Here is a 25,920-nt window from a genome sequence, read left to right as displayed (position 1 = left end):
CCGAGGGCGCCCGTGGCAACGGCAGGGTCGAGCGGCACGGGGCAGGGAGCAGTTCAGGGCGGAGTGTAGAAATACCTGCCGCCCCAACCGCTCCCAGATAAGGGATGACACACACAGTGGCACCGGCTGAAGCCTGGCTCAGAAGCTGCTGAACAGCACAACCAGGGCGATCACCCCGCCGAACACGATCAGGGCATAGAACTGGGCCCGGCCGGTTTCGAAATACTTGAGGCCCTCACCACTGCCCAGGGTCAGGAGGCCGGTGAGGTTTACCACCCCATCCACCACCTTGGCGTCCACCTCGAGCACCTGACGGGCCAGTTTGCGGCTGCCTTTGACGAAAATCCTGTCGTTGAGGTCGTCGAGGTACCATTTGTTGGCCAGGAAGGCGTTGAGACTGGGGAATCGCGCAGCCACCGCGGTGGCCAGATCCAGTTTGTGGAGCGCGTAGGCCAGCCCTGCGATGGCGATTCCCGTGATCGAGACGGCCACCGAGGCCCCGGCCAGGGGAAGGAATTCAGACCAGCTGAAGTGCTCCGCCATCTCGGCGGCTTCCTGGGGGTCGAGCAGGCCGGCGAAACGGCTGTGCCAGGGGGTCCCCAGCAGGCCGATCAAGGCCGACGGCACCGCCAGAACGGCCAGGGGCAGAGCCATCTGCCAGCTGGACTCATGGGGGTGGGCGGCGTGGTGGCCATGGCCCCCTCCGTCGTGGCCCTCGGCCCCCTGAACTGGCTTGCCCGCTTCCTGCAGCAGCTGGGACTGGAGGGCGGCATCGTTGCCGCGGAAGTCGCCTTCAAAGGTGAGGAAGTAGAGCCGGAACATGTAGAACGCGGTCATGCCGGCGGTGAGAAAGCCCACCACCCAGAGCAGCGGGTAGGTGTTGAAGGCCTGTCCGAGAATTTCGTCTTTGCTCCAGAAGCCCGCCATGGGTGGGATGCCGCTGATCGCCACACATCCGACCAGAAAGGTGCTGCTGGTGACCGGCATGAACTTGCGCAGGCCGCCCATCAGGCGCATGTCCTGGGCCAGGACTGGCTCATGGCCCACCACGTCCTCCATGGCGTGGATCACCGAGCCGGATCCCAGGAAGAGCATCGCCTTGAAGAAGGCGTGGGTGACCAAGTGGAACATGCCGGCCACCGGAGCGCCGCAGCCCATGGCCAGCATCATGTAACCCAGCTGGCTCACGGTGCTGTACGCCAGACCCTTCTTGAGATCCATCTGGGTGAGGGCGATCGAGGCCCCGAGGAAGCAGGTGATCGTGCCCACGACGGCGATCACCAGCTGCACCTGAGGGAAAGGGGCATAGACCGGCTGCAGCCGGGCCACCAGAAAAACACCGGCCGCCACCATCGTCGCGGCATGAATCAGGGCGGAGATGGGTGTAGGGCCCTCCATGGCGTCGGGCAGCCACACATGCAGGGGAAACTGGGCTGATTTGGCCATCGGTCCCATGAAGACCAGCAGGCAGAGCAGCACCGCTGCTGCGTTGGAGAGGCTGCCGCTGGCCACGGCCTCGCTGAGCCTGGCGCCGATCTCCTCGAAACCGAAACTTCCGGTGGCCCAGAACAGGCCGAGAATGCCCAGCAGCAGGCCGAAATCGCCCACCCGGTTGACCACAAAGGCCTTCTGGGCCGCGTTGGCGGCACCGTCGCGGTCGTACCAGAAGCCCACCAGCAGGTAGGAGCACATCCCCACCAGCTCCCAGAACACGTAGATCTCGAGCAGGTTCGGGCTGATCACCAGGCCCAGCATCGAACTGCTGAACAGGGCCAGGTAGGTGAAAAAGCGCACGTAGCCCTTGTCATGGGCCATGTAGCCATCGGAATACACCATCACCAGCAGGGCGATGGTGGTGACCAGCGAGAGCATCACAGCCCCGAGGGCATCCACCCGGAAGCCCATCTGCAGGTTGAAAGTGCCGGCGCTGGCCCAGTTGAACAGCACTTCGGTGGCGGGAGCCCCCGCCAGCTGCTCCGCCAGGATGGCAAAACTCAGCACAGCCGCCGCTCCGACGCAGCTGAGCAGCAGGATCGCCACCGGTTTGCGCAACCGGTTGACGGTTCGATTGAAACTGATCAGGCCGAGGCCGGTGATGGCCGCTCCCGCCAGGGGCAGCACGGGGATCAACCAGGCAAGTTCGGCAGCCGACGTCATCCAGCTCGGGGTGCGGGCCAACGGAGTGTAAGCAGCCTCCTCCGCCGGGTTCGGGCTGTGTGTTGGACCGCGATCAGCTGCCCCGGTCCAGCGAATGGCGCACGCTCAGCCCAGCCACTGGCCCAGGGGGCCGGCCAGAAACGTGCGTGCCGCCAGCCCCAGGAAGCGATGGCTCCACCAGAACAGACCGATGGCGACGGCGATGCCCAGCTGGGCCGGCCGCAGGAATTCCCCCCAGACCAGGTGCTGGCGGCCATCAAGCACCGCCCGGAAGGGGATCACAGACGTGCTGGCGCGCAGGTCCTCGAACGCCTCCCCGAAGCGGGCCCGTAGCCGCCGGTCGCCATGCCAGACCGCGAACAGGTGGTGGCCGATCAGGCCCGCACAGGTGACCAGCATGAAACTGCTGCCGATCCAGAGCAGATGGGTGGCGCACCACAGCACCTGGCCCACGGCCTGTGGGTGGCGGCTGATGCGGATGATGCCGGTGGCGTAAAGCCGCACCTGGGGTTTCAGCAGCGCCGGGATCTCCAGCAGGTTGTAGGTGGCTGGGTACAGAAAGAAGAAGCTGATGGCTGTGCCCACCCACACGAGGGGAATCAGCCCGGGGGTGCCCTGCAGGTTCCAGAGCCGCAGCCCCTCGTAGCGGTGAGCGATGAAATAGCCCACCACCACAACGGCTGCTGGGATGCTCACTGAGGCGAACAGCAGCCGCCACACCCTGGCTCCGACGCGCTGCTCAGCCGAGACGCGCAGCGCCGCACCTCCACTGTGCAGCAGCGCGAACCCCAGCAGCAGGGCGAGCATCACCAGGCTGGAGCGGTGCTCCGGCGGGAAGGCGCCAAGGCCGGGGAGGAGGGCGAAGCAGGGCGGTGACGGGGCCAAGAAGCCGCAGCGGAAGAGGCGATTCTGGCGGAGGTGTCATTCCATCCCGGCCCGGGACCGCAGGCCCGGGTGTTCAAGGGTTTCCCCTTTAGAGTTCAACCTTCCAGCCGGAGCCAGGCCCAGAGCCCATCCCATGGCTGACCTGCCCTTCACCCTTGATCAGCTGCGCATCCTGCGCGCCATCGCCAGCGAGGGCAGCTTCAAGAAGGCTGCCGACAGTCTCTACGTCACCCAGCCGGCGGTGAGTCTGCAGATTCAGAACCTGGAGAAGCAGCTGGATGTCTCGCTGTTCGACAGGGGGGGGCGCAAGGCCCAGCTCACCGAAGCCGGCCACCTGCTGCTCAGCTACTGCGACCGGATCCTGAGCCAGTGTCAGGAGGCCTGCCGTGCCCTCGACGATCTCCACAATCTGCGCGGCGGCTCCCTGATCGTGGGGGCCAGCCAGACCACCGGCACCTACCTGATGCCCCGGATGATCGGGTTGTTCCGCCAGAAGTATCCCGACGTCTCGGTGCAGCTCCAGGTGCACAGCACGCGCCGCACCAGCTGGAGTGTGGCCAACGGTCAGATCGATCTGGCGATCATCGGCGGCGAGCTGCCCAGCGAGCTGGCCGATCTGCTCCAGGTGGTGCCCTATGCCAACGATGAACTGGCGCTTGTCCTGCCGGTGAAACACCCGCTGGCGCGCCTGCCTGAGCTGCACAAAGACGACCTCTACCGTCTGGGGTTCGTCTGCCTTGATGCCCAGTCGACCACGCGCAAGATGGTGGATCAGCTGCTGGCCCGCTCCGGTCTCGAGGTCCAGCGTCTCAAGATCGAAATGGAGCTCAATTCCTTCGAGGCGATCAAGAACGCTGTGCAGTCGGGGCTTGGGGCCGCCTTCCTGCCGGTGGTCTCGATCGAGCGCGAACTGGCCAGCGGCAGCCTGCACCGCCCGGTGGTCTCTGATCTGCTGGTGCGCCGCCAGCTCAAGCTGATCACCCACCCAGCCCGCTACTGCTCGCGGGCCTCCGAAGCCTTTCGGCGCGAGGTCCTGCCGGTGTTCGCCAGCCCCGACAGCCCGCTGCGCCAGCCTCTGGCGCGCCCTGCGGTTCCTCCTCCCCAGGAGGTGGTGGCCCAGGCGGCGGCCTCCTGAGGGCCTGACCCGATCAGAACTGGTTGGCTTCGGGGGTGATGCCCACGGAGTCGTCGGCGGCACCGGCGATGCCCCTGGTCTGGAACTTGTTGCCGCTGATGTCGGTCTGGTAAACGCAGCGGACGATGGGTTTGTCGCGAATCGAACCGATGTAGGCGAACGTGTTCATGCGCTGCTTGCATTGGCGCATCTGCTCGGAAGTCACGGCGCCCTCCTTCTGCAGCACGCTCCAGTTCTCCCTTCGGATCACGCAGCCGGGTTGAAGGGTGGGCTGAGTCACGAAGCTGCTGCTGGGATTCATGGTGGTGTAGAGCTCCACGTCCATCACGAAGGCGCTGGCCCCCCATTGCTTGCAGAACTCGGGATCGGGCACCGCCAGATCCAGCTGCTGGCTGCTGGCAATGTTGCCCTGGTCCCCTGGGGTGTTCGTCGAGAGGGCCGTGCCGATGCCGATGCCAACGACCAGCACACCGGCGAGCACGGCGATCGTGCCCACATTCAGCTGAATCGGACTGCCTCCAGAACCGCCGCCCGGGCTGCTCGCGCCGCCCTTGGGCCTGCCGGCGGCGTTGTAGGGATCGGGGCCACCGCGATCCATCGTTCTCCGTCCCCGGCTGGATCGCTCGTAGTTCTCGTAGGGATCACGGCCCTCAGGAGCAGGCGTGCCACGGCCGTTGCCGCCACGGCCATTGCCGCTCGAACCCGCACGGCCGCGCGGGGAGTCTCCACGGTCGTAGCGGGAGCGGGTCAAGACGCCTCCGGCGTTTGGGGCAGGCCCATGGAGTAGTTCAGGACCCGGGCTTCGGGGTTGTAGCGCAGCTCGCCGGCCTGGAGCAGCTGGCGGATGAAGCCCTCGAGATCGGACCCGATCCGGCGCAGGTTGTACTCGCTCAGGTCGTGGCCGGCACTGGCGGCGACCAGCTCGCGGAAGCGCTGCTGGACTTTCTCGAGAACTGGTGCCTCCCAGAGGAATTCATTGTCGGGATCGAGATCCAGAGTCAGCTGGCTGGGATCAGCGATCAACTGACCGTCCTCCACGCGGGCCGTGAACACCCTCACGTGGCGGGTGGTGGACTTGAGCAGGCTGGCATCGACCATGGCTGGGGATCGTGGGCAGGCGGGAAGCCTCACGGTGATCGACTTTAGGAACCCTGGCGACCCCTCAGCTGCTCCCGAGGGCTCGTTGCCAGCAGCAGCCCTTTTATGGTTGCAGTTGACTTCTCAAATCCCCATGCGCGTCGCCATCGCCGGAGCAGGCCTGGCAGGTCTCTCCTGCGCCAAATACCTCAGCGATGCGGGGCACACGCCCGTGGTCGTGGAGGCGCGCGACGTGCTCGGCGGCAAGGTGGCCGCCTGGCAGGACGAGGACGGTGACTGGTACGAAACCGGTCTGCACATCTTCTTCGGGGCTTATCCGAACATGCTGCAGCTCTTCGCCGAGCTGGGCATCGAAGATCGTCTGCAGTGGAAAGATCACGCGATGATCTTCAATCAGAAGGAGTCGCCAGGAAACTACAGCCGCTTCGATTTCCCCGACCTTCCCGCCCCACTCAATGGTGTGGTGGCGATCCTGGGCAACAACGACATGCTGAGCTGGCCGGAGAAGATCCGCTTCGGCCTTGGGCTTGTGCCGGCGATGCTGCGGGGCCAAGACTACGTCGAGGACTGCGACAAGTATTCGTGGTCGGAGTGGCTTGAGCTTCATCAGATTCCCAAGCGTGTGAATGATGAAGTGTTCATTGCCATGAGCAAGGCCTTGAACTTCATCAATCCTGATGAAATCTCCAGCACGGTGATTCTCACGGCTTTGAACAGGTTCCTGCAGGAGAAGAACGGCTCCAAGATGGCGTTCCTCGACGGCAATCCACCCCAGCGGCTGTGCGAGCCGATCGTGGCCTGGATCAAGGAGCGTGGTGGTGAGGTGCATCTCAACAGTCCCCTGCGCCAGATCGAGCTGGCTGATGACGGCACCGTCTCCGGTTTCCGTCTGGCCGGCGTCCAGGGCCAGGAGCCCCGCCTTCTGCAGGCCGACGCCTATGTGAGCGCCCTGCCGGTGGATCCGTTCAAGCTGCTGCTGCCCGAGCCCTGGAAGCAGCTGCCCTTCTTCCAGAAACTGGATGGGCTGAGGGGGGTGCCCGTGATCAACATCCACCTCTGGTTCGACCGCAAGCTGACCGCGATCGATCACCTGCTGTTCAGCCGCTCCGATCTGCTCAGCGTCTATGCCGACATGAGCAACACCTGCCGGGAGTACGCCGATCCGGAGCGCTCGATGCTGGAGCTGGTCTTTGCGCCGGCCGCCGAGTGGATCGGGCGCAGCGACGAGGCGATCGTGGAGGCCACCATGGGGGAACTCCAGCGGTTGTTCCCTGAGCACTTCAGCGGCGAGGACCAGGCTCAGCTGCGCAAGGCACGGGTTGTGAAGACACCGCTCTCCGTCTACAAGACGGTGCCAGGCTGCCAGCAACTGCGACCGACGCAGGACACGCCGATCGCCAATTTCTTCATGGCCGGTGACTACACCATGCAGCGCTACCTCGCTTCGATGGAGGGGGCTGTGCTGAGCGGCAAGCTCTGCGCTGAGGCCGTGAGCCACAGCCGGGCCAAGGCTCCCCTGGCGGTGTGACGGTGCTGGCCGCCTCCCCCACGGTGCCCCGACCTTCCCTGCCGACGCTGGAGGAGGCTTACGAGGCCTGCCGCCAGGAAACCGCCCAGTGGGCCAAAACCTTCTATCTCGGCACCCTGCTGATGCCGCCGGCAAAGCGGCGGGCGATCTGGGCCATCTACGTCTGGTGCCGCCGCACCGACGAGCTGATGGACAGTCCCCAGGCCCAGGCCCTGCCGGTCGATCGTCTGGCCGAACGGCTCGATCGCTGGGAGGGGCGCACCCGGGCCCTGTTCGGTGGAGAGGTGCGCGACGCACTGGATCTGGTGATGGCCGACACCCTCAGGCGCTACCCCCAGCCCCTGCAGCCCTACCTCGACATGATCGAGGGTCAGCGCATGGACCTGCAGCGGCACCGCTACGCCCGCTTCGAGGATCTGCAGCTCTATTGCTATCGGGTGGCGGGCACGGTGGGCCTGATGACCCAGGAGGTGATGGGGCTGGATCCGGCCTACACCTCAGCCCCCTGGAGCGAGCCTCCGGACACCTCCAGTGCGGCGGTGGCCCTGGGCATCGCCAATCAGCTCACCAACATCCTTCGGGATGTGGGTGAAGACCGCGGCCGCGGGCGGATCTATCTGCCCCAGGAGGATCTCAGGCGCTTCGGTTACTCCGAGGCCGATCTGCTCGCCGGCACTCTCAACGACAACTGGCGCGCCCTGATGGCCTTTCAGCTGCGGCGGGCTCGCCAGTGGTTCGCCCGCTCAGAGGCGGGGGTTCGCTGGCTCTCGGCCGATGCCCGCTGGCCGGTCTGGGCCTCCCTGAGGCTCTACCGGGGAATCCTCGATGTGATTGAGCAGCTCGACTACGACGTGTTCAGTCAACGGGCCTTTGTCCCCCGCCCTCTCAAACTGCTTGATCTCCCCTGTTCCTATGTGATGGCCCAGTCGCGCTGAGCCAGTCGATCAGAATCGGATTCACCAGCTCCGGGGCTTCGTCGTGGGGGCAATGCCCCAGCCCCGGCAGCACCCGCAGCTCACGGATGCAGGCGAACCGGTCGGACCATTGCCGGGCTTCGGCAGGGTTCTCCCAGGGGTCCAGCTCGCCCCAGATCATGCGCACCGGCAGGCTGCCAAGGCGGGGGAGGATGTCCGGTGCCAGGTGATCGTCGAACAGGTTGACGAACCCTCTGAAGCTCTCCGGGGCCCCGGGATCAGTGCTGGGCCGGAAGAGCAGCTCAACCAGGGCGTCATCCACGTTGGCGCCACTGGGGTAGGCCATGGCCAGCACCCGTCGGATGAAGCCGGGCCGGGCCAGGGTGCGGAACAACGGGGCGATCAGCCAGCGCTGGCGCACCAGCTGCTTGATCAGCGGACGGCTGACGCGCTGGGGCCACGGCAGCAGCGCCAGCCGTTTCTCGTCGAGGGTGCGCTGGGCGCAATCGATCAGGATCACCTGGCGGGGTGCCAGGCCGCGGGCACACAGCAATTCACTGGCCCGCAGGGCCACCACACCACCGATCGAGTTGCCCACCAACTGCAGGCTGGGGGCCGGGGTCGTCGGGTCTGCGCTGGCACTGGCCAGAACCCAGGCCGCGAAGTCGGCCACCTGCTCCGCCCAGAGATCAAAGCCATAGCCGACAGCCCCGCCGGATTCGGCTTCCCCCTTCAACAGGGATCGGGGCTTGTCGCTGCAGCCGAAACCGAGCAGGTCAATGGCGAAGGTGGAGAAGTGCTCCCCGAGGGCCGGCAGGTTGTGCCGCCAGTGCGCGCTGGAGGCACCGAAGCCATGGATCAGCAGCACCACTGAACCTGAATCCGAGCCGCCCAGTTCGGGGCCCTGGGCTCTGAAACCGATCGAGCGACCCTGCCAGCACCAGTGCTGGATGCCGCTGGGATCCTTGCCGGTGGATTCAGCCACGCACCAGACCAGTGGGGGAGCGGACGGTGAGATCCGGGTCAGCAGGTTCGATCAGACAGCAGCCGTCTGGTTGGCCAGCAGAGACTTGAGCTTGGCCAGTTCGCCGGCCCAGCGGGGGTCGGGAGCGCCTTCGCTGATGGTGTCGCTGTGGACCACCTTGTTGACGGCCTTGCGGGACACGGTGGCGGTGGAGGCACCGGGGCGGCGGTCGGTGGAGGCACCGGCGCGGGAATCGCGACGCTCGGAGCGCTCGATGCGCAGGCTGTTGCCTCCGAAATCACGCCCGTTGAGCTGCTCGATCACCAGATCAGCGAGCTTCTCGTCGTCGACGTTGGCGAAGCCGAAGCCACGGCAGGCGCCGGTTTCCCGGTCCTGAACGGTCTTGAAGCGCACGCCTTCGCCCACGGAGGTGAACAGGGCGGTGAGCTCCTTGTCATCGAAGCTCTGCGGCAGGTTACCGACGTAAAGACGAACGCTCATGAAACGAGGGGAGGAAAGGAAGGTTTTGGACCGATGGCGGTGTGTTGATCGATGAGCAGGTTGGTCTGGAGAGCCAGTGGCTCGGAAATCCCTGGACAAAACCTCTGACGATCAGCCGATGCTTTCGGGCGGGGTCAGGCTGTGGATGGATGCCTTTTCATCTTTAAGTAAATCACGCCATGGTCCTCGTCAGCCAGAGACGTGCCTGACGGAGGGCTGCATCCCGGCCCCGCAGGCGGCCGCAGGCAGCCTCCAGGGTCAGGTGGGCCAGCAGTTCTCCCAGCTGCGGAGACGGACTCAGGCCAAGGCTGACCTGGAGCGTGTGGCCATCGATCGGGGCGCGGGGATGGAACAACGGATCCTGGGGATTGCGCCATCGCGCTAACCATTCAGCCGCCAGGTTGCCGGGAAAAAACAGCAGCAGGGCTGGTAGATCTGTCTCCAGTTGCTGGTGCAGCGTCAACCGCTGGGCTTCACTCAGATTCTCCAGTCCTACGGGGATGTCCCCAGTGCTGCCGAGCAGGCGCAGCAGCCACTGGCGCAGGCGCCCGCAGCGTTGCTGCAACTGGCGGCTGCTGCGCAGCCGCTCCAGAGCTGGCGCATCGAGCAGCCAGGCCAGCCGCGCCAGGGGCAGGGCCCGTGCGGCTTCCGTCGGGCTCAGACCCAGCTCTCGGACCTGGGGATGGTCAAGGTTCCGGGCCCCGGCACCCGGATTCACCCCTGGTCCCCAGAGCGGCCCAGGGACGATCGGCCGCCACGGATCGAGCAGGCCAAGGGCCAGGGCCTCCTCCAGACCCGCTCCCCCGCCGGGGGCGTCGGCCAGTCGTTCCAGTTCCTGCAGGACACGCTCCGGAGCCACCTGGCTGATGCGGTCGTGGTGACAGGCGATCCAGGCTTGGGTACGTGGTTCCAGCCGAAAGCCGAGCTCGGCGGCCAGGCGCACCCCCCGCAGCATCCGCAGTGGATCGTCGAGCAGATTCGCTTCCCGCACCGCCACCAGCTCCCCCTGTATCAGATCCTCCAGGCCGCCGGTGGGATCGAGCAGCTCAGCCCCTGGCTCGAGCGGCAGGGCCAGGGCATTCAGCCTGAAATCCCGTCGCCACAGATCGCACTCCAGGCTCTCCCCCACCCGGCGGGCCAGGTCAAGGCTCCAGCCGTGGAGCACCAGCCTGGCGATGGAGCGCTCTGCATCCAGGACCACGACAGTGCCACCGTGGCGGCGGCCCAGGACCCGGCAGAGGGCGATCGCGTCCTCGGGCACCACCAGATCCAGGTCCGGCTTTGGACCGAGCCGCCCCAGCAGACCATCGCGCACGGCCCCCCCCACCAGAGCGGTGCCGCTGGGGAAGGCTTTCGGCGGCAAGGGCCAGTCTTCAACAGCCAGGGCCCGGTGCAGCACCCCACTGGCTGCGGCTTTCCGTCCCAGCCTGGAGCAGGCCCACTCCAGAATGGGGGAAGTCGAGGGCTCCGGCGGCATGTGCATCTGCGTCGACTGCCACTGGGTGGAGCGCTGTCAGGCCTATCACGCGGTGGAGCGGCAGCACGGTGTGGAGCATCTCAGCATGGAGCCGGATCTGACCCCCAAGGCCCCCCGCATTCATGTCCAGGTGATCAGCCTCGCGGGTGATCAGGTGGGGGTGGAGTGGGACGTGCGGGCCTGCGCAAGCTTCCAGTCCGACCCCGGCCGCTGGAGTCGCCTGCGCCCGGGGGAGGTGGTGCCGGCATGAGCGTTGCCGCGCCCCTGCTCCTGGCGCTGCACAGTTCCAGCGATGTCCTTGGGCTGGGGCTGGCCTCCCTGGCGACTCCCGATCCCCTCTCGCCCCAGCAGCCCCCCCGCATCACCAGCCATCCCCTGGGCCGCAGGCTCTCCAACGACCTGCTCGGCTGCGTTGAGCAACTGCTGCCGGCCCGCCGCTGGCGGGAGTTGGGGCGCCTGGCCGTGGCCACCGGCCCTGGGGGATTCACCGGCACCCGCCTGACCGTGGTCTTCGCCCGCACCCTGGCGCAGCAGCTGGCGCTGCCCCTGGATGGATTCAGCAGCTTTCTGCTGATGGCCCACCGTCTGAGTCAGCGCGGTGAGGTGGGGGAGGAACCCTTCTGGCTGTTGCAGGAGCTTCCCCGTCGCGGCATGGTGGCGGGTCGCTATGGCATGGACGCGTGGGCACTGGGGGGGATGGCCGAGAGGGAGGCCCCACGCCTGTACGGGCAGCTGGGCGATCTGCCGCCCGGCGGCGATCGGTTGGAAGCCCTGGTGGATCCAGAGGCCGACGTGGCCCAGCTGCTCCGCCTGAGTGGCCTGGCGGCGGCGGCGGGAGCGGCGGCTCCCTGGGCCTCCGTCCTGCCCATCTATCCCACCGGTCCGGTGGCGGCGGGGCCACGCTGATGCGACGGCTGTTGCTGCTCGCACTTCTGGGCGGCGGGCTGCTGCTGGTGGCCCGGGGCCTGCTGGCACCCAGTCTTGTCCGGCCCCAGTTGATCCTTGTCCTGGGGGGCGACATCGACAGGGAGAAGCTGGCCGGTCGGCTCGCCCATCGCGACGGGCTCCCTCTGCTGGTGAGCGGCGGCAGCAATCCGGAATACGCCCAGTGGCTGTTCAGCCAGGAGGGTCTCGACCGCCGCCAGTTCCGTCTGGATTACCGCGCCCGCGACACCCTCGGCAACTTCACCACGGTGGTCGATGACCTCAGGCGCCGCGGCATTCGCCATGTGCTGCTGGTCACCAGCAGCGATCACATGGACCGGGCCCTGCTGGTGGGCCGGATCGTGGCCGGCAGTCGCGGCATCCGGCTCACGCCGGTGCCGGTCTCCTGCGGGGACCGCTGCCTTCCGGAAGGGCGCCGCAAGGTCTGGGGCGATGGCCTGAGGGCCGCCGCCTGGGTGGTCACCGGTCGTGATCTGCGCGCGTGGGCGGCAGAGCAGATGGGGCCTTCCCCGGGGACAGCAGGCCCTGATCGAGGAGCCCGTTGATCTGCTCCTGGCAGGCGGCCGTGGTGGCCTGCAGGTCGATGCGGCGACGGGAGGCGGGCGGCGGGATGATCCGGCCGATGCGGATGTGGATCGGCACCAGCCGCGGCTTGCCCTGGCGCGTGCCCAGCGCCCGGTGGCTGTTGATGATGGCCACGGGCAGGAGGGGAACTCCCGCCCGCGCCGCCAGCAGCGCCGCCCCGGGCTGTGGCTGGTTGACGCGCCCGTCCGCCTGCCGGGTGCCGTCGATGAACACTCCGGTGGCCCAGCCCTCGAGCAGGCGATCGGTGGCGATGCGGATGGCCTCCCGGTCGCTGGCACCACGGGAGACGGGATAGGCGCCGCAGGCCCGGATGATGGGCCCCAGCAGGGGCACACGGAACAGTTCCGCCTTGGCCATGAAGGCCACCGGACGGCCCAGGGCATGCCCCAGCAGGGGCGGATCGAGATGGGAGCCGTGGTTGGCGACCACCACCAGGGCCCCCTCCATGGGCACATGGCCATTGCCGGTGGTGCGTCCCCGGAACAGCAGCCTGAACACCGGAAACACCAGCAGGTAGCTGATCAGGCGGTAGGTGAGGCTCGGCCTTGGGGTGAGCAGGGCCGGGGGCTCGGTGGAGCGCCTGCGACGGCGCAGACCACGGCGACGGGGGGGGATCGGTCCGCTGGCGGGGAGATCCTTGCCGGTATCACTCACAGGCCCAGGTCGGCAGCATCGCTGCTCTGGGCGGTGCTCACCCCCGGCAGGCTGCGCTTGATCAGGCCGCTGAGCACGTTGCCCGGACCAATCTCCACCACGGTGTCGATCCCCTGGGCCGTCAGCTGGTCCATGGTTTCGCGCCAGCGCACGCCGCTGACCATCTGGCGGCGCAGCCGCTCCTTGAGTTCGCTCCCGCGGCTGGTGGGGGTCGGATCGGTGTTGCTCAGCACCGGGATGCTGGCGTCGGCGAACGGTACGTCTTCCAGCAGGGCGGCAAAGGCGGCAGCGGCGTCGGCCATGAACGGGGAGTGGAAGGCCCCCGAAACCGCCAGGGGGATGGCCCGCTTGCAGCGGAGCTGACCGGCCACGGCGGCCACCGCCTCCGGCGTCCCCGAGATCACCACCTGGGCCGAGCTGTTGTCGTTGGCGATCACCACACCCGCGTTGGCTTCCACCAGGGCGTCGAGTTCGCCGCGCTCGAAGCCGATCAGCGCGGTCATCGTCCCGCCACCCGCCGCGGCCATCAGTTCGCTGCGCCGGTGCATCAGTTCAAGACCCGTGCTGAAGTCGAAGACATCGGAGGCGTAGAGGGCCACCAGTTCTCCGAGGCTGTGGCCCGCCACCAGATCGGCCTGGCGGCCCTGGGCCTTGAGGCCGTCGACCAGCAGACTCTCGAGCACGAACAGGGCAGGCTGGGTGTTGCGGGTGTCGCCCAGATCAGCAGGCTCCGCCCGGGCCTCGGCCCCTTCGCCGGCACAGATCGCCAGCAGATCGCGCCCCAGCAGCGCGGAGGCTGCGGCGAATCGCTCGCGGGCACCTGGGAGCTCGAGCACACCTGTGGCCATACCGGCTTTCTGCGAGCCCTGACCGGGAAACACCCAGGCAATTCCCATGGCGACATGCACTCCAACCGGCTGGAGATTACGGCGGTGCCGTTCAGCCGGGATTCAAGGGCGTCTGGCCGCCGTCGGGGCCACCCCAGCGCAGCAGGGCGGCCCCCCAGCTGAGGCCTGCTCCGAAGCCGCTGCTGGCGATCAGATCCCCCGGGAGCACCCGTCCATCGCGCACGGCCTCATCGAGCATCAGGGGAATGGTGGCGGCGGAGGTGTTGCCGTAGTGGGCCAGGTTGCTCAGCACCCGTTCATGCGGGATGGCGAAGCGGTCAGCCACCCCATCGAGGATGCGCTGGTTGGCCTGGTGCAGCAGCAGCCAGTCGAGTTGATCAGCCGCCGTGCCGGTGCTCTCCAGCAGCTCCTGCAGCACCGCCGGCACCTCCCGCACGGCGAACTTGTAGACCTCCTGGCCATTCATGTGAATCGTCTCGAAACCGCCCTTCTGGGCCGAGTGGCCCTCCAGCAGGGGCATGTGCTCGTCCCGTTGGCGCAGGGAGAGGCAGTCGGCCCGGCGACCATCGGAATGCATCTTGAAGCCCAGCAGGCCATTGCACGACTCCTCGCAGGCTTCCACAGCCACGGCGGCGGCACCGTCACCGAAGAGCACGCAGGTGCTGCGGTCGTCCCAGTCGATCCAGCGGCTGAGCTGGTCGGCGCCGATCACCAGGGCCCGCCTCACCGTTCCTCCCCGGATGTACTGACCGGCGGTGATCAGCGCGAAGAGAAAACCGCTGCAGGCGGCGGTGAGATCAAAGGCCGCCGCCGCGCTGGCACCGATGGCCCCCTGCACTCTCGGGGCGGTGCCGAACAGATCATCCGGGCTTGAGGTGGCCAGCAGAATCAGGTCGAGGTCTTCGGGGCCCCAGCCGGCATGCTCGAGGGCGGCCTGGGCGGCGGCGGTGGCCAGGCTGGTGAGGGTTTCTCCGGGACCGGCCACCCGGCGGGCCTCGATGCCGGTCCGGCTGCGGATCCAGGCGTCGTTGGTGTCGACCCGACGACTCAGCTGTTCATTGCTGACACTGAACTTGGGAAGGGCGCTGCCGCTACCCACCAGGGCCATCCCTGCGCCCATCCGGCCGAGCGACACCGTGTCAGTCCTCAGTTGGGCTCAGTCAACCACAGGCCGTGACGGTCTCCTCCTGCGCGCTGAGCCGGTGCAGGTCGTCCATCACGCCGTGGCTGGCGGCCAGGTGGGCCAGGCGCAGGGCGCTGACCACCGAGAGCGCCTTGCTGCTGCCGTGGCCGATCACGCAGACGCCGTTCACTCCCAGCAGCAGGGCGCCGCCGTGCTCGGCGTGGTCGAGCCGTTTCTTGATCCGGACCAGGTTGCTGCGCAGGAAGGCCGAGCCGACCTTGCCACGACGACCTCGGGGCAACTCCGCCCGCAACACGTCGAGCAGCACGCTGCCCACCGATTCAAGGAACTTGAGCAGCACGTTGCCGGTGTAGCCATCGCAGACGACCACGTCGAAGGTGCCGGAGAGCACGTCACGGCCTTCGCAGTTGCCCTTGAAGCGGATCCTGGGTTCAGCCACCAGCAGTGGGAAGGCCCTGAGGGTGAGTTCATTGCCCTTGCACTCCTCCTCACCGATGTTCAGCAGGCCGACGCTCGGCTCGGACACGCCGAGCACATCGCGGCTGTAGATGCTCCCCAGGAGGGCGAACTGGTGCAGGTAGCCCGGCTTGCAATCCATGTTGGCCCCCACATCCAGCACCAGCACCTGCTGGGACGGATCCTTGGTGGGGAAGAGGGCTCCGATCGCTGGCCTGTCGATGCCCTTGAGGCGCCCCAGGCGAAAGATGGCGGAGGCCATCACCGCCCCGGAGTTGCCGGCTGAATAGATGGCGGTGGCTTCACCCCGCTTCACCAGGTCCATGGCCAGGTTGATGCTGGCATCGCGCTTGCGCCGCACCACCGTGGCCTCGTCGTCCATGCCCACGGAGGGGCCACTGGGCACGAGCTCGATCAGGCCCTGCTGGACGGCCTCCTGCAGCACGTCGCTCAGGCCCAGCTCAGCCAGCACCGACTCCACGGCCGCGGTTTCAGCCACGAAGCGGATGCGCACCGGCAGGATCTGCACCGCCTTGAGGCATCCCTCGAGGATCGGCCCCGGGGCGTGGTCGCCTCCCATTCCGTCAACGGCCACCCAGAGCCGATCTCCCCGCTTGATGGCGGCCAGCTCCTCCCCGCCGCTCTGCTGCAGCCTGCGCAGCGGATCGATCACCAGAGGGTTGAGGACCGACCCGGCCGTGGAGGCCATGCTGCCGGCCACTGATCCGGCGGCGGAGGCCATGCTGCCGGCCACGGACCCGGCCACCGAACCCGCTGCAGAGGCCGCCGAACTGGCCGAGGAGGAGGCCGTGCCCACGATTGTGGTGACCGCCGCGTTGCGGCGGTACCAGATCACCAGCCGCCGGATGGCCCGGCTGGGCCTGGCACGCCTGCCGGGGCGAATCTCGAACTCAGGTTCCTTCGGAGGCAACGGCTTCCACGATGCGCTGGAACAGATATCCCGTGCCGCGGGCCGTGAGGATCAGCTCGGGATTGGCAGGATCATCCTCCAATTTGGAGCGCAACCGGGAGATGTGGACATCCACCACACGGGTGTCCACATGGCGCTCGGGGGTATAGCCCCAGACCTCCTTGAGAATCTCCCCACGGCTGAAGGGCTCACCCGAACGGCTCACCAGCAGCTCCAGCAGGCTGAATTCCATGCCTGTGAGGCGAATGCGCTCCTCACCCCTGTACACCTGGCGCTTGTTGGTGTCGATGCGCAGCTCCCCCACCTGGATGACCCCGGAGTTCGGGATCCCCACGACCTGATCCTTCTCCACCCTCCGAAGCACGCAGCGGATGCGGGCCTCGAGTTCCTTCGGGCTGAAGGGCTTGACGACGTAGTCGTCGGCCCCCAGTTCAAGACCTGTGATGCGGTCAGCCACATCACCCAGGGCCGTGAGCATCACGATCGGCACGTCCGATTCCTTGCGCAGCTCCTGGCAGACCCCATACCCATCGAGCTTGGGCATCATCACGTCGAGCACCACCAGATCAGGACTGGACTGATGGAACGCCTCGAGGGCCTCGACCCCATCGGCAGCCGTGACCACCTGGTAGCCGATCATCGACAGGCGTGTGTCGAGGATGCGCCTGATGCTGGCTTCGTCGTCGACGACCAGGATGGTCTCCTTCGCTGAGCTGGAAACCGTCATCGCGTCGCCGGCACGGTTGCAAAATCTCCGCCTACTGAAAAGGCGCGAGCACCCGCCAGTTCACCCAAAGCCACCATTCTTCACAAACCTCCTTGGGACGTTCCACCCCTTTCTACGCCTGTCAGAGCTGTGGAGCCCAGTCCCGTCAGTTTTTCGGCCGCTGTCCGGGTTGTGGCAGCTGGAACAGCCTGGTGGAGCAGAGCAACCCCGCGGCTGACGGTCGCCGTCGTCGCGCCGCACCCGTTCCCGCCATTGGGGATCACGCCGTTCCCCGGGCCCGGCGGTCCGAGCCGATCCAGTCCGTTGGCGAGCGCCCGTTGCAGCGGCTCTCCAGCGGCTTCCCCGAGCTGGATCGCGTTCTGGGCGGCGGACTCGTGCCCGGATCGCTCGTGCTTGTGGGGGGAGATCCGGGCATCGGAAAGTCGACGCTGCTCCTGCAGAGCGCGCGGGCCCTCGCCGCCGACTGCTCGGTGCTCTACGTGAGTGCGGAGGAATCGGCCCAGCAGGTGAAGCTGCGCTGGCGCCGCCTGCAGCAGCCGGCGGAGGGAGGACCAGGCGAAGCAGGCCTGCAGCTTCTGGCTGAGACCGATCTGGAGCTGGTGTTGCAGGAGCTGGAAGCCCTCCGCCCGGCCGTGGCGATCATCGACAGCATCCAGGCCCTTCACGACGCCGAGCTGAACAGCGCCCCGGGCTCGGTCTCCCAGGTCCGGGAGTGCGCGGCGGCGCTGCAGCGGCTGGCCAAGCGCCAGGACATGGCCCTGCTGCTGGTGGGCCACGTCACCAAGGAGGGGATGCTGGCGGGGCCGAAGGTGCTCGAACACCTGGTGGATGCGGTGCTCACCTTCGAGGGCGATCGTTTCGCCAGCCACCGCCTGCTGCGGGCGGTCAAGAATCGCTTCGGCGCCACCCACGAGCTGGGGGTGTTCGAGATGCGTGATCGGGGCCTGGCGGAGGTGACCAATCCCAGTGAGCTTTTCCTGGGGGGGGAAGGTCCCTGCGCCGGAACCGCCACGATCGTGGCCTGCGAGGGCACCCGCCCTCTTCTGGTCGACCTGCAGGCCCTGGTCAGCACCACCAGCTATGCCAGCCCCCGGCGAACCGCCACCGGGATCGGCATCAACCGCCTCCACCAGATCCTGGCCGTGCTGGAGAAGCACATGGGCCTTCCCCTCTCCCGCTTCGACTGCTACCTGGCCGTGGCCGGTGGGCTGGAGGTGGAGGAGCCCGCCGCCGATCTGGGGGTGGCCGCCGCCGTGGTGGCCAGTTACCGCGACCTGATCCTGCCGGCCGGAACGGTGCTGGTGGGGGAACTGGGGCTGGGGGGGCAGATTCGCTCGGTGGCCCAGCTGGAGTTGCGGTTGCAGGAGGCCGCCCGGCTTGGATTCCGCCGGGCCGTTGTGCCCCGCAGCAGCGGCCTGGCTCCGGTGGCCGCGGCCCTGGGCCTCGAGCTGATGGAGGCCGGTGGTGTGGCCGAGGCCCTGGTGGCGGCCCTGGGGGTGGATCCCGCCGCCGACTGAGACTCAGGGCCTGATCGGTTCGGGTCCCGCGCTCAGAAGTACACGTCGACAGAACCACGGCCGCTGGTCTTCAGCCAGTTCTGGGCTTCGATGTAATTGTTGGGGGCCATCCGGATCGCCTTGGTCCAGTAGTCGGCCGCCTGATCGAAGCGTCGGTCGGATTCGTCGGTGTCGCCCCTCTCCTCAGCCAGGCAACCCAGATGGTGGTGGATCACGGCCATGTTGTTGAGGGCCTGGGGCATCTTGCTGTTGAGCTCCAGCACCTGCTCGTAGGTTTCGATCGCGCGCTGGTGATCACCATTGCTGGTGTACACAAGGGCCATGTTGTAGAGGATGAACGCGCGATCCAGGGGGTCGTCCTCGAGTTTGAGGGCCTCGTCATAGTTCTCGAGCGCCTCGGCGTATTCCCCATCACCCTGGGCGCTCATGCCATCGCGGTAGTAGGCGAAGGCCTCCTTCGCCCGGCGGTTGGTGGGCAGCACCTTCAGGATCAGGTCGGCCATCACCGTGAAACTCTTGTCGATGAAGTTGTCGTTGCGTTGGCTGCGGGGCACGGCGCGGCTGGCGTGATCAGTGCTCCCATCCTGACGGGTCTCCGACAGGCCAGGGACCCGGCGCCACACTCCCTACCCTTGGGGACGGAGCATCCGCCGTGACACTGACGCCTCCCCCTGCAGCGCCCAGCTCATCCGTCGAGCCCCTGCTCCTGGATGTGGAGGGCATGAAGTGCGGCGGCTGCGTGCGCGCGGTGGAGCGGCGACTGCTGGAGCAACCAGGCGTCGATCAGGCGAGCGTCAATCTGGTGACCCGCACGGCCTGGATCGGTCTGGATCCCGCCCGGGTCGGGGCGACGGAGGATCCGGCACCGGCACTGATCGCCAGCCTGCAGGCCCTGGGCTTTGAGGCCCAAAGGCGCGATCAGGTGGTCGGCGACCCCAGCCAGGCCGAGCGGGACCGGCAGCGCCGCTGGCGTCAGGAATGGCGCCAGCTGATCGTGGCTCTCTGCCTGATGCTGGTGTCGGTGCTCGGCCACCTGGCCGAAGGGGGCCACCTGCCGGCCGCCCTGATGGCCCTGCCCGGTTTCCACCGGCTGGGGGATCTCGGCTTTCACGCCCTCGTGGCCAGCCTCGCCCTGCTGGGGCCGGGGCGCTCCATCCTGATCCGGGGTGTCCGCGACGCCTGGCTGCGGTCTCCCAGCATGGACACGCTGGTGGGGCTGGGCATGGGCAGCGCCTACCTGGCCAGCCTGGTGGCCTACCTGAGACCCGCTTCAGGCTGGCCCTGCTTCTTCAACGAGCCCGTGATGCTGCTGGGCTTCGTGCTGCTGGGGCGCTTCCTCGAGGAGCGTGCCCGCAACCGCACGGGCCAGGCGCTCGAGCAGCTGGTGCGCCTGCAACCCGACACCGCCCTGCTGCTGCTGGGCGAAGGACCCCCGCGGACTGTGCCCGTTGCTGGCCTGCGTCCCGGCGATCGTGTGCGCCTCCTCCCCGGCGATCGTGTTCCGGTCGATGGCGAGGTGGTGGAGGGACACTCGGCGGTGGATGTGTCCAGTCTCACGGGCGAACCCCTTCCCCTGGAGGCCGGCCCCGGCAGTGAGCTGATGGCCGGGATGCTCAACCTGCAGGCTCCCCTGGCCCTGGAGGTGCGGCGCACGGGCCCTGAATCCACCCTGGCCCGGATCATCGCCCTTGTGGAACAGGCCCAGGCCCGCAAGGCTCCGATCCAGAGCCTCGCCGATCGGGTGGCCGGCCGCTTCACCGTGGCGGTGCTGCTGCTGGCCCTGGCCACATTTCTGTTCTGGTGGCAATGGGGCACCAGGCTCTGGCCCCATGTGCTGATGGGCGTGGCCCAGCAAGCACCCCATGGTGGCCACGGAGTGCTTGGAACGTCGGCCACCAGTCCCTTCTCCCTGGCCCTGCAGCTGGCTATCGCTGTGCTGGTTGTGGCCTGCCCCTGTGCCCTCGGGCTGGCCACGCCCACGGCGATCACGGTGGGATCGGGCCAGGCGGCCCGCTCCGGCCTGTTGTTCCGAGGTGGCGACGCAATCGAGATGGCGGCACGCCTGCACAGCGTGCTCTTCGACAAGACCGGAACCCTCACCCTCGGGCGCCCCCTGGTGGTGGCTGTGCTCCCGGCAGGAGCCGGCGACCCTTCCGGGGCGGCCGGGGATGCCCTGATCCAGCTCGCGGCCAGCCTCGAGCAGCACACGCGTCACCCCCTGGCTCATGCCCTGCTGCAGGAGGCCCAGTGCCGCGGGCTGGCCCTGAAAACAGTGAGTCACAGCCGCACGGAAGTCGGATCCGGTGTGGAAGGCCGGGTCGGCGGCCAGGAGGGACTGGCGCGGGTCGGCCGCCCTGGCTGGTTGAGCCAGCAGGGTCTCGCCCTGGACTCTGATCTTGAGCAACACCTGAGCCAGCTGGAATCCGCAGGCACCACGGTGCTGGCGGTGGCCTCCCCTGGCGCCATCCTCGGGCTGGTGGCGGTGCAGGACCAGCCCCGCAACGATGCCTCCCAGGCCCTGGCGGAGCTTGCTGGCATGGGCTTGCAACTTGGGGTGCTCAGCGGTGATCGCCGCGAGCCCGTCTTGCAGCTGGGCGATCGCCTTGGACTCTCCAGCTCCGGCCTGGCCTGGGAACTGGACCCCCAGCAGAAGCTGGAGCACATCCTGCGCTGGCGTCAGCAGGGGCCTGTGGCGATGGTGGGTGACGGCATCAACGACGCCCCGGCCCTGGCGGCCGCTGATCTGGGGATCGCCGTGGGCACCGGCACCCAGATCGCCCAGGACACTGCCGGTCTGGTGATCCTCGGCGACCGGCTGGAGTCGCTGGTGGAGGCCCTGCGCCTGGCTCGCCGCACCCTGGCCAAGGTCAGGCAGAACCTGTTCTGGGCCTTCGGTTACAACCTGATCGTGCTGCCGGTCGCCGCGGGGGCGCTGCTGCCGGGCTTCGGTGTGCTGCTCTCGCCCCCGCTGGCCGCCCTGCTGATGGCCCTCAGTTCGATCACCGTTGTCGTCAACGCGTTGCTGCTCCATGGCCGTCCCTGAGCGACGAGGCCGCTTTCTGGTGCTGGAGGGCATCGATGGCTCGGGGAAATCGAGTCAGCTGGAACGACTGCGTGCCTGGCTTCCCAGCAGCGGCCTGATGCCGGCGGGCGCCCAGCTGGTGACCACCCGGGAGCCCGGTGGCACCCCCCTCGGTCAGGGCCTCAGGGAGCTGCTGCTGCACCCCCCTGAGGAGGCGGCTCCGGTGGCCACCGCCGAGCTTCTGCTCTACGCCGCCGATCGCGCTCAGCACGTGCAGAGCCTGATCCAGCCGGCCCTGGCGGCCGGACACTGGGTGCTCAGTGATCGCTTTGCCGGCTCAACGGCCGCCTACCAGGGCCATGGCCGGGGTCTGTCCCTGGCGCTGATCGACCAGCTCGAGGCCATCGCCACCGGCGGCCTCACTCCTGATCTCACCCTCTGGCTCGATCTGCCGTTGGCCCTCTCCGCCGAGCGCCGCGGCCACCGCGGTGCCGATCGGATCGAGGCAGCCGGCCTGCCGTTTCTGGAGCGGGTCTCGGCCGGTTTTGCCCGTCTGGCCACCGAGCGGGGCTGGACGCGCCTGGAGGCCTCAGCAACTCCAGGTGAGCTGGAGGCGGCCATCCACGCGGTACTGCTGGAGCGCTTCCTTCTCGTGGGGCCCGGCCATCGCGATGGCTGATCTCTTCGCCGACCTGATCGGTCAGCCCACGGCGGTGGCGCTGATGCGTGCCTCGCTGGAGCGCCAGCGGCTGGCGGCCGCCTATCTGCTCACCGGGCCGGAAGGGGTGGGCAGGCGCCTGGGGGGCCTGCGCTTCCTGGAGGGCGTGCTCGCGGGGCCTGCGGGTTCGACCGCCCTGCGCCGACGCCTGATCCAGGGCAACCACCCTGACCTGCTCTGGCTGGAGCCCACTTACTCCCACCAGGGACAGCTCGTGCCGGTGAGCCAAGCGGCAGCGAAGGGGGTGAGCAGACGCGGCCTGCCGCAGATCCGGCTGGAGCAGATCCGCACCGTCGGCCCCTTCCTGGCCAGACGCGCCGTGGCTGGCCCCCGCCCGGTGGTGGTGATCGAGGCGGTGGAGCTGATGGCGGAAGGGGCGGCCAACGGTCTGCTCAAGACCCTGGAGGAGCCAGGATCAGGTCTGTTGCTGTTGCTCAGCGCCGCACCGGAGCGGCTGCTCAGCACGATCCGCTCCCGCTGCCAGCAGATCCCCTTCCGTCCCCTCGACCCCAGCGCCATGGCGCTGGTGCTGGCAGCGCAGGCTAAGCAGTCTGAAGGTGCCGCCGCTGACGACCCTCCGGAGCTGATCGAGCTGGCGGCCGGGTCTCCAGGGGCACTGCTCGAGCACCGCCGCCAGTGGTGGGCCCTGCCCAGCGGCCTGGCTTCACGCCTGGCTGCTCTGGAGGCCGACCCTCTGGAGGCCATGGGGCTGGCCCGTGACCTGAGCGAAGCGCTCGATCTGGATCAGCAGTTGTGGCTGCTGAACTGGTGGCAGCTGCGCCTCTGGCGCCAGAACCCTCAGCTGGCAGCTCAGCAACGGCTGGAGCGGCTGCGGGGACAGCTGCGTGGATTCGTGCAGCCGCGCCTGGCCTGGGAAGTGGCCCTGCTGGAGCTGAGCGGGGTGATCAGCTGAGCCGGCACCCCGCAAGTCCAGCTGAGCTCAGGCACTCTCCAGGGCCTGGGAGGCTGCGGCCAGTTGCTCCTCCCGCAGGCTGTGGATCAGGGCTTCCTGCTGGGTCAGCTTGACGCCGGTCGGCAGTTCCAGGCAGTAGCCGGCTCCATAGACGGTCTTGATGAAACGGGGTTTGCGAGGATCTGGTTCGAGCTTGGTGCGCAGGTGACGCACATGCACCCGGATGGTCTCGATGTCGTCGTCGGGTTCGTAGCCCCAGACCTCCTTGAGGATCAAGGAAGGCGCCACGGTCTGGCCATGGCGCTGCAGCAGGCAGTGGAGCAATTCGAATTCCAGGTGGGTGAGGCGCACCGGTTCGTCGAACCAGATCGCCTCGAACCGCTCGGGCACCAGTGTGAGTGGCCCATAGCTGAGGATTTCGCTGTGCTTGGTGGAGAGCGGTGCCCGGTCGCTGCGGCGCAGCAAGGCCTTGACACGCACCATCAGCTCCTCGAGATCGAAAGGCTTGGTGAGGTAGTCGTCGGCGCCGGAGTTGAAGCCGCTCACCTTGTCCTTGGTGCCGCCAAGGGCCGTGATCATCAGGATGGGGATGCCGGCGGTGCGCTCATCGCGCCGCAGCCGCTGGCAGAGGGTGAGGCCATCCACCTTCGGCAGCATCAAGTCGAGCAGGATCAGGTCGGGATTGGCCTGCAGGGCCATGGCCTGCCCCTTGATTCCGTCATCAGCCGTCTCCACGGTGAAGCCACCGTGCTCGAGGTGCCCGGCCACCAGCTCGCGCATGTCCCCGTCGTCCTCGATCAGCAAGATGCAGGGCTTCATGGCAGAGGCTGGAGGACACGTGACGGCAAGGCGCAGATGGCCGATACCACAAGAATGTGAGCCTTATTTTCTCCTGATCTCTGGCATTGATGCGAACTGCCTGATCGCTCCCTCGGCTGGCCTGACAACCAGAGAGCAGGCGTGGCCTGGGTTCCTCCACAGTCAAGCGGAGAAGCATCTGAATTGAATCTTCAGATTTTCTTCCGTCTTCGCTCTTGTCGTCGGCGTCCCGTTGTGACGAGTGCCATCAGGCTTGCCCCGGGCTGGGCTCGCCGGAGCAGGTGCCAGAACAGTCGACCTGGTCAGGCCGTGGTGAATCGTGAAAAACTCCCCGGGCAGGATTCGAACCTGCGACCAATCGGTTAACAGCCGACCGCTCTACCGCTGAGCTACCGAGGAATGGGATCACGAGAACTTACCCGCCGGCCCTGCCGGCAGGCAAGGGGGGAAGCCGGTTCTCGATGGTCCGCCGCAGGGCTGGCCCCTGCTGCCAGGGGCCGATCAGGCCCCGCTCCATTTCGGCGGCCGCGTCGCAGTGGTCGAGCTCTTCGAGGCGATGGGTGATCCACAACGCGGTGAGAGGCCGATCAGGGCGATGGCAGAGCCGATCGATCAGCTGCAGCACCTCCCCCTGGCTTTCGGGGTCGAGCAGGGCAGTGGGCTCATCGAGCAGGAGAAGGCTCGCGTCACCGGCGAGGGCGCCGGCGATCGCCAGCCGCTGTTTCTGTCCGCCGCTGAGGGTATGAATCGGTCGCCCCTCAAATCCCCCAAGCCCCACCTGGGCCAGGGCCGCGGCCAGGCGACCCTGGCGCTGTTCCGGGGCCAGGTCCTGCGCCAGACCGAGCTGCAGATCCGTTCCGCAGCTGGGCAGCAGCAACTGGTGGTCGGGGTTCTGGAAGACCAGGGCAGGCTTGAGGGTCAACCTGACGCGGCCACTGCTGGGCTCAAGCAGGCCCGCGAGCAGGCGCAGCAGAGTGCTCTTGCCACTGCCGTTGCCGCCCACCAGCATCCAGAGGCCGGATCCTGGCAGGCGCAGGTCACAGTGATTCAGGGCCTGGCTGCCGTTGGCCCAGGTCAGACAGAGACCTTCCGCCACCAGGGCGGGGGACGACCCCGGCGGCGAGGCACCGCCTGAGGGGCTGCCCAAGGCCATCAACCGTCGACGCTGAATCCGGGCCGCTTGCTGCCGCCGCCGACCGCCGACTTCTCATAGAGCTGAACGGCCAGGAGTTCGCCGCTGAGCAGGCTGACGCGCTTCTCCTCGGCTTTCTCACAGTGGAGCTCGAGCACCCGGGGTTGGCCGCTTTCCATGGCTGCCCTGATCTCGCTGTGGAGCGACTGGGCGTCACTGAGCTCCTTACGCTGCACCGAGATGGGCATGGGACTGAGCTTGAGGGCGAGCTCGACGACGTACACGTTCTGCGTTTGAAGGCCAAGGCCCACTCTGGCGAACGGTCTGCCGCACCGCCGCCGGCCACCGACAGGGCTGGCTGAGTGCTTTTACTCATTTCGGGGTGTGCTCGTGGGAGAGGGCTCCCGGGGGCTGCCGGTTTTTGTAGGATGTTGGTTGTAAAGGTTCATGAAGTACCTGCATGACGATCGCTTTAGGGCGCGCGCCTGCCGCACGGGGATGGTTCGACGTCCTCGATGACTGGCTGAAGCGTGATCGCTTTGTTTTTGTCGGGTGGTCCGGTCTGCTGCTGTTCCCCACCGCCTATCTGGCGCTGGGCGGCTGGCTGACCGGCACCACCTTCGCCACCTCCTGGTACACCCACGGCATTGCCAGCTCCTATCTGGAGGGTTGCAACTTCCTCACCGCCGCCGTCAGCACACCCGCTGATGCCATGGGTCACAGCCTGCTGCTGCTCTGGGGCCCCGAGGCCCAGGGCGACTTCGTGCGCTGGATCCAGCTCGGTGGCCTCTGGCCCTTCGTGGCCCTGCACGGCGCCTTCGCCCTGATCGGCTTCATGCTGCGTCAGTTC

Annotated in this window: 26 protein-coding genes, 1 tRNA gene and 1 pseudogene; 11 read left to right on the top strand and 17 right to left on the bottom strand. The window is 67.6% G+C overall.

The features are described 5' to 3' along the window. Nucleotides 1-138: 138 nt before the first annotated feature. Entirely contained in the window at nucleotides 139-2,157 is a 2,019-nt protein-coding gene (locus KQ297_RS08580; protein ID WP_259739046.1) for an NAD(P)H-quinone oxidoreductase subunit 5, read from the bottom strand. A 105-nt stretch (nucleotides 2,158-2,262) separates the two neighbouring features. Continuing rightward, nucleotides 2,263-2,964: an NnrU family protein gene (locus tag KQ297_RS08575; protein ID WP_259739077.1), complete on the bottom strand. Its 702-nt coding sequence runs from the start codon at nucleotides 2,962-2,964 to the stop codon at nucleotides 2,263-2,265. Nucleotides 2,965-3,175: 211 nt separating this feature from the next. Between KQ297_RS08575 and KQ297_RS08570 the strand changes: the two genes are divergently transcribed. Continuing rightward, nucleotides 3,176-4,177, top strand: a complete 1,002-nt coding sequence (locus KQ297_RS08570; RefSeq protein ID WP_259739045.1) for a LysR family transcriptional regulator — start codon at nucleotides 3,176-3,178, stop codon at nucleotides 4,175-4,177. 13 nt (nucleotides 4,178-4,190) lie between these two features. On the opposite strand, the gene KQ297_RS08565 is transcribed toward KQ297_RS08570, so the two are convergent. Continuing rightward, nucleotides 4,191-4,928: a DUF3172 domain-containing protein gene (locus KQ297_RS08565; RefSeq protein WP_259739044.1), complete on the bottom strand. Its 738-nt coding sequence runs from the start codon at nucleotides 4,926-4,928 to the stop codon at nucleotides 4,191-4,193. Beyond that, nucleotides 4,925-5,275 (bottom strand): NAD(P)H-quinone oxidoreductase subunit M, encoded by a 351-nt coding sequence (locus KQ297_RS08560; RefSeq protein WP_259739043.1) that lies wholly within the window; start codon nucleotides 5,273-5,275, stop codon nucleotides 4,925-4,927. The genes KQ297_RS08565 and KQ297_RS08560 overlap by 4 nt, the downstream gene beginning before the upstream one ends. A 133-nt stretch (nucleotides 5,276-5,408) precedes the next feature. Here KQ297_RS08560 and pds point away from each other — a divergent pair, with 133 nt between their 5' ends. After that, complete coding sequence (pds, locus tag KQ297_RS08555) at nucleotides 5,409-6,803, top strand: 15-cis-phytoene desaturase (protein ID WP_259739042.1); 1,395 nt, start codon at nucleotides 5,409-5,411, stop codon at nucleotides 6,801-6,803. Continuing rightward, a complete protein-coding gene (locus KQ297_RS08550; RefSeq protein ID WP_259739041.1) occupies nucleotides 6,800-7,738 on the top strand; it encodes a phytoene synthase in 939 nt (312 codons plus the stop codon). The genes pds and KQ297_RS08550 overlap by 4 nt, the downstream gene beginning before the upstream one ends. Here the strand turns inward: KQ297_RS08550 and KQ297_RS08545 are convergent. The 3 genes from KQ297_RS08545 to KQ297_RS08535 all read right to left on the bottom strand — a co-directional run bounded on the left by KQ297_RS08545 (nucleotide 7,689) and on the right by KQ297_RS08535 (nucleotide 10,581). Beyond that, nucleotides 7,689-8,702 (bottom strand): alpha/beta fold hydrolase, encoded by a 1,014-nt coding sequence (locus KQ297_RS08545; protein WP_311133995.1) that lies wholly within the window; start codon nucleotides 8,700-8,702, stop codon nucleotides 7,689-7,691. The two genes, KQ297_RS08550 and KQ297_RS08545, sit on opposite strands and share 50 nt — an antisense overlap. Before the next feature lie 51 nt (nucleotides 8,703-8,753). Further along, the gene (locus KQ297_RS08540; RefSeq protein WP_185466656.1) at nucleotides 8,754-9,182 is read right to left on the bottom strand and encodes an RNA-binding protein; all 429 of its coding nucleotides are present in this window, start codon (nucleotides 9,180-9,182) and stop codon (nucleotides 8,754-8,756) included. Between the two features lie 172 nt (nucleotides 9,183-9,354). Beyond that, nucleotides 9,355-10,581 (bottom strand): CCA tRNA nucleotidyltransferase, encoded by a 1,227-nt coding sequence (locus tag KQ297_RS08535; protein WP_311133994.1) that lies wholly within the window; start codon nucleotides 10,579-10,581, stop codon nucleotides 9,355-9,357. 76 nt (nucleotides 10,582-10,657) lie between these two features. On the opposite strand from KQ297_RS08535, the gene KQ297_RS08530 reads away from it, so the two are divergent. The 3 genes from KQ297_RS08530 to KQ297_RS08520 are packed head-to-tail and all read left to right on the top strand — an operon-like array spanning nucleotide 10,658 to nucleotide 12,149. Continuing rightward, nucleotides 10,658-10,909 carry a Ycf34 family protein gene (locus tag KQ297_RS08530; protein ID WP_185466713.1) on the top strand — a complete coding sequence of 84 codons (252 nt, stop codon included), beginning with the start codon at nucleotides 10,658-10,660 and terminating at the stop codon, nucleotides 10,907-10,909. Next, the gene (tsaB, locus tag KQ297_RS08525) at nucleotides 10,906-11,565 is read left to right on the top strand and encodes a tRNA (adenosine(37)-N6)-threonylcarbamoyltransferase complex dimerization subunit type 1 TsaB (protein WP_259739039.1); all 660 of its coding nucleotides are present in this window, start codon (nucleotides 10,906-10,908) and stop codon (nucleotides 11,563-11,565) included. Before KQ297_RS08530 ends, tsaB begins: the two co-directional genes overlap by 4 nt. After that, entirely contained in the window at nucleotides 11,565-12,149 is a 585-nt protein-coding gene (locus KQ297_RS08520; protein WP_185466653.1) for a YdcF family protein, read from the top strand. The genes tsaB and KQ297_RS08520 overlap by 1 nt, the downstream gene beginning before the upstream one ends. Here KQ297_RS08520 and KQ297_RS08515 read toward each other — a convergent pair. Genes KQ297_RS08515 through rpaB form a run of 5 tightly spaced genes read right to left on the bottom strand, consistent with a single transcriptional unit; the run spans nucleotide 12,064 to nucleotide 16,949 of the window. Continuing rightward, a complete protein-coding gene (locus tag KQ297_RS08515) occupies nucleotides 12,064-12,783 on the bottom strand; it encodes a 1-acyl-sn-glycerol-3-phosphate acyltransferase (RefSeq protein ID WP_185466712.1) in 720 nt (239 codons plus the stop codon). The genes KQ297_RS08520 and KQ297_RS08515 overlap by 86 nt on opposite strands. A gap of 56 nt (nucleotides 12,784-12,839) precedes the next feature. Further along, nucleotides 12,840-13,739, bottom strand: a complete 900-nt coding sequence (gene fabD, locus KQ297_RS08510) for an ACP S-malonyltransferase (RefSeq protein WP_259739038.1) — start codon at nucleotides 13,737-13,739, stop codon at nucleotides 12,840-12,842. A gap of 43 nt (nucleotides 13,740-13,782) precedes the next feature. Further along, on the bottom strand, nucleotides 13,783-14,799 hold the full coding sequence (locus tag KQ297_RS08505) for a beta-ketoacyl-ACP synthase III (RefSeq protein ID WP_185466711.1): 1,017 nt from the start codon (nucleotides 14,797-14,799) through the stop codon (nucleotides 13,783-13,785). Between the two features lie 52 nt (nucleotides 14,800-14,851). Then, entirely contained in the window at nucleotides 14,852-16,222 is a 1,371-nt protein-coding gene (gene plsX, locus KQ297_RS08500) for a phosphate acyltransferase PlsX (RefSeq protein WP_259739037.1), read from the bottom strand. Continuing rightward, nucleotides 16,203-16,949 (bottom strand): response regulator transcription factor RpaB, encoded by a 747-nt coding sequence (rpaB, locus tag KQ297_RS08495; protein ID WP_185466650.1) that lies wholly within the window; start codon nucleotides 16,947-16,949, stop codon nucleotides 16,203-16,205. The genes plsX and rpaB overlap by 20 nt, the downstream gene beginning before the upstream one ends. Before the next feature lie 92 nt (nucleotides 16,950-17,041). Here rpaB and radA point away from each other — a divergent pair, with 92 nt between their 5' ends. Continuing rightward, complete coding sequence (gene radA / locus KQ297_RS08490) at nucleotides 17,042-18,466, top strand: DNA repair protein RadA (protein WP_259739036.1); 1,425 nt, start codon at nucleotides 17,042-17,044, stop codon at nucleotides 18,464-18,466. A gap of 32 nt (nucleotides 18,467-18,498) precedes the next feature. On the opposite strand, the gene KQ297_RS08485 is transcribed toward radA, so the two are convergent. Further along, a complete protein-coding gene (locus KQ297_RS08485) occupies nucleotides 18,499-19,020 on the bottom strand; it encodes a photosystem I assembly protein Ycf3 (RefSeq protein ID WP_185466648.1) in 522 nt (173 codons plus the stop codon). A gap of 98 nt (nucleotides 19,021-19,118) precedes the next feature. Here KQ297_RS08485 and KQ297_RS08480 point away from each other — a divergent pair, with 98 nt between their 5' ends. The 3 genes from KQ297_RS08480 to KQ297_RS08470 are packed head-to-tail and all read left to right on the top strand — an operon-like array spanning nucleotide 19,119 to nucleotide 23,119. Next, complete coding sequence (locus KQ297_RS08480) at nucleotides 19,119-21,509, top strand: cation-translocating P-type ATPase (RefSeq protein ID WP_259739035.1); 2,391 nt, start codon at nucleotides 19,119-19,121, stop codon at nucleotides 21,507-21,509. Next, entirely contained in the window at nucleotides 21,496-22,167 is a 672-nt protein-coding gene (gene tmk / locus KQ297_RS08475; protein ID WP_259739034.1) for a dTMP kinase, read from the top strand. Before KQ297_RS08480 ends, tmk begins: the two co-directional genes overlap by 14 nt. Then, nucleotides 22,160-23,119, top strand: coding sequence for a DNA polymerase III subunit delta' (locus tag KQ297_RS08470; RefSeq protein WP_259739033.1), 960 nt, complete (start codon nucleotides 22,160-22,162; stop codon nucleotides 23,117-23,119). Before tmk ends, KQ297_RS08470 begins: the two co-directional genes overlap by 8 nt. A 27-nt stretch (nucleotides 23,120-23,146) precedes the next feature. On the opposite strand, the gene KQ297_RS08465 is transcribed toward KQ297_RS08470, so the two are convergent. From KQ297_RS08465 to KQ297_RS08450, 4 genes are all read right to left on the bottom strand, one after another. Beyond that, nucleotides 23,147-23,938, bottom strand: a complete 792-nt coding sequence (locus KQ297_RS08465) for a response regulator transcription factor (RefSeq protein ID WP_259739032.1) — start codon at nucleotides 23,936-23,938, stop codon at nucleotides 23,147-23,149. Between the two features lie 327 nt (nucleotides 23,939-24,265). Then, a tRNA-Asn gene (locus tag KQ297_RS08460) sits at nucleotides 24,266-24,337 on the bottom strand. Between the two features lie 16 nt (nucleotides 24,338-24,353). Next, nucleotides 24,354-25,091 (bottom strand): ABC transporter ATP-binding protein, encoded by a 738-nt coding sequence (locus KQ297_RS08455; protein WP_185466644.1) that lies wholly within the window; start codon nucleotides 25,089-25,091, stop codon nucleotides 24,354-24,356. Continuing rightward, nucleotides 25,091-25,354 (bottom strand): hypothetical protein, encoded by a 264-nt coding sequence (locus tag KQ297_RS08450; protein WP_185466643.1) that lies wholly within the window; start codon nucleotides 25,352-25,354, stop codon nucleotides 25,091-25,093. Before KQ297_RS08450 ends, KQ297_RS08455 begins: the two co-directional genes overlap by 1 nt. Before the next feature lie 176 nt (nucleotides 25,355-25,530). Here KQ297_RS08450 and KQ297_RS08445 point away from each other — a divergent pair. Next, nucleotides 25,531-25,920 (top strand): annotated as a pseudogene (locus tag KQ297_RS08445) (photosystem II D2 protein (photosystem q(a) protein)); the annotation flags it as partial.

The organism is Synechococcus sp. CS-205 (genome assembly GCF_025128255.1).
Classification (GTDB): domain Bacteria; phylum Cyanobacteriota; class Cyanobacteriia; order PCC-6307; family Cyanobiaceae; genus Regnicoccus_A.
The sequence above is the reverse complement of the archived record's forward strand: the minus strand, read 5'-3'. Positions and strand labels throughout refer to the sequence as shown.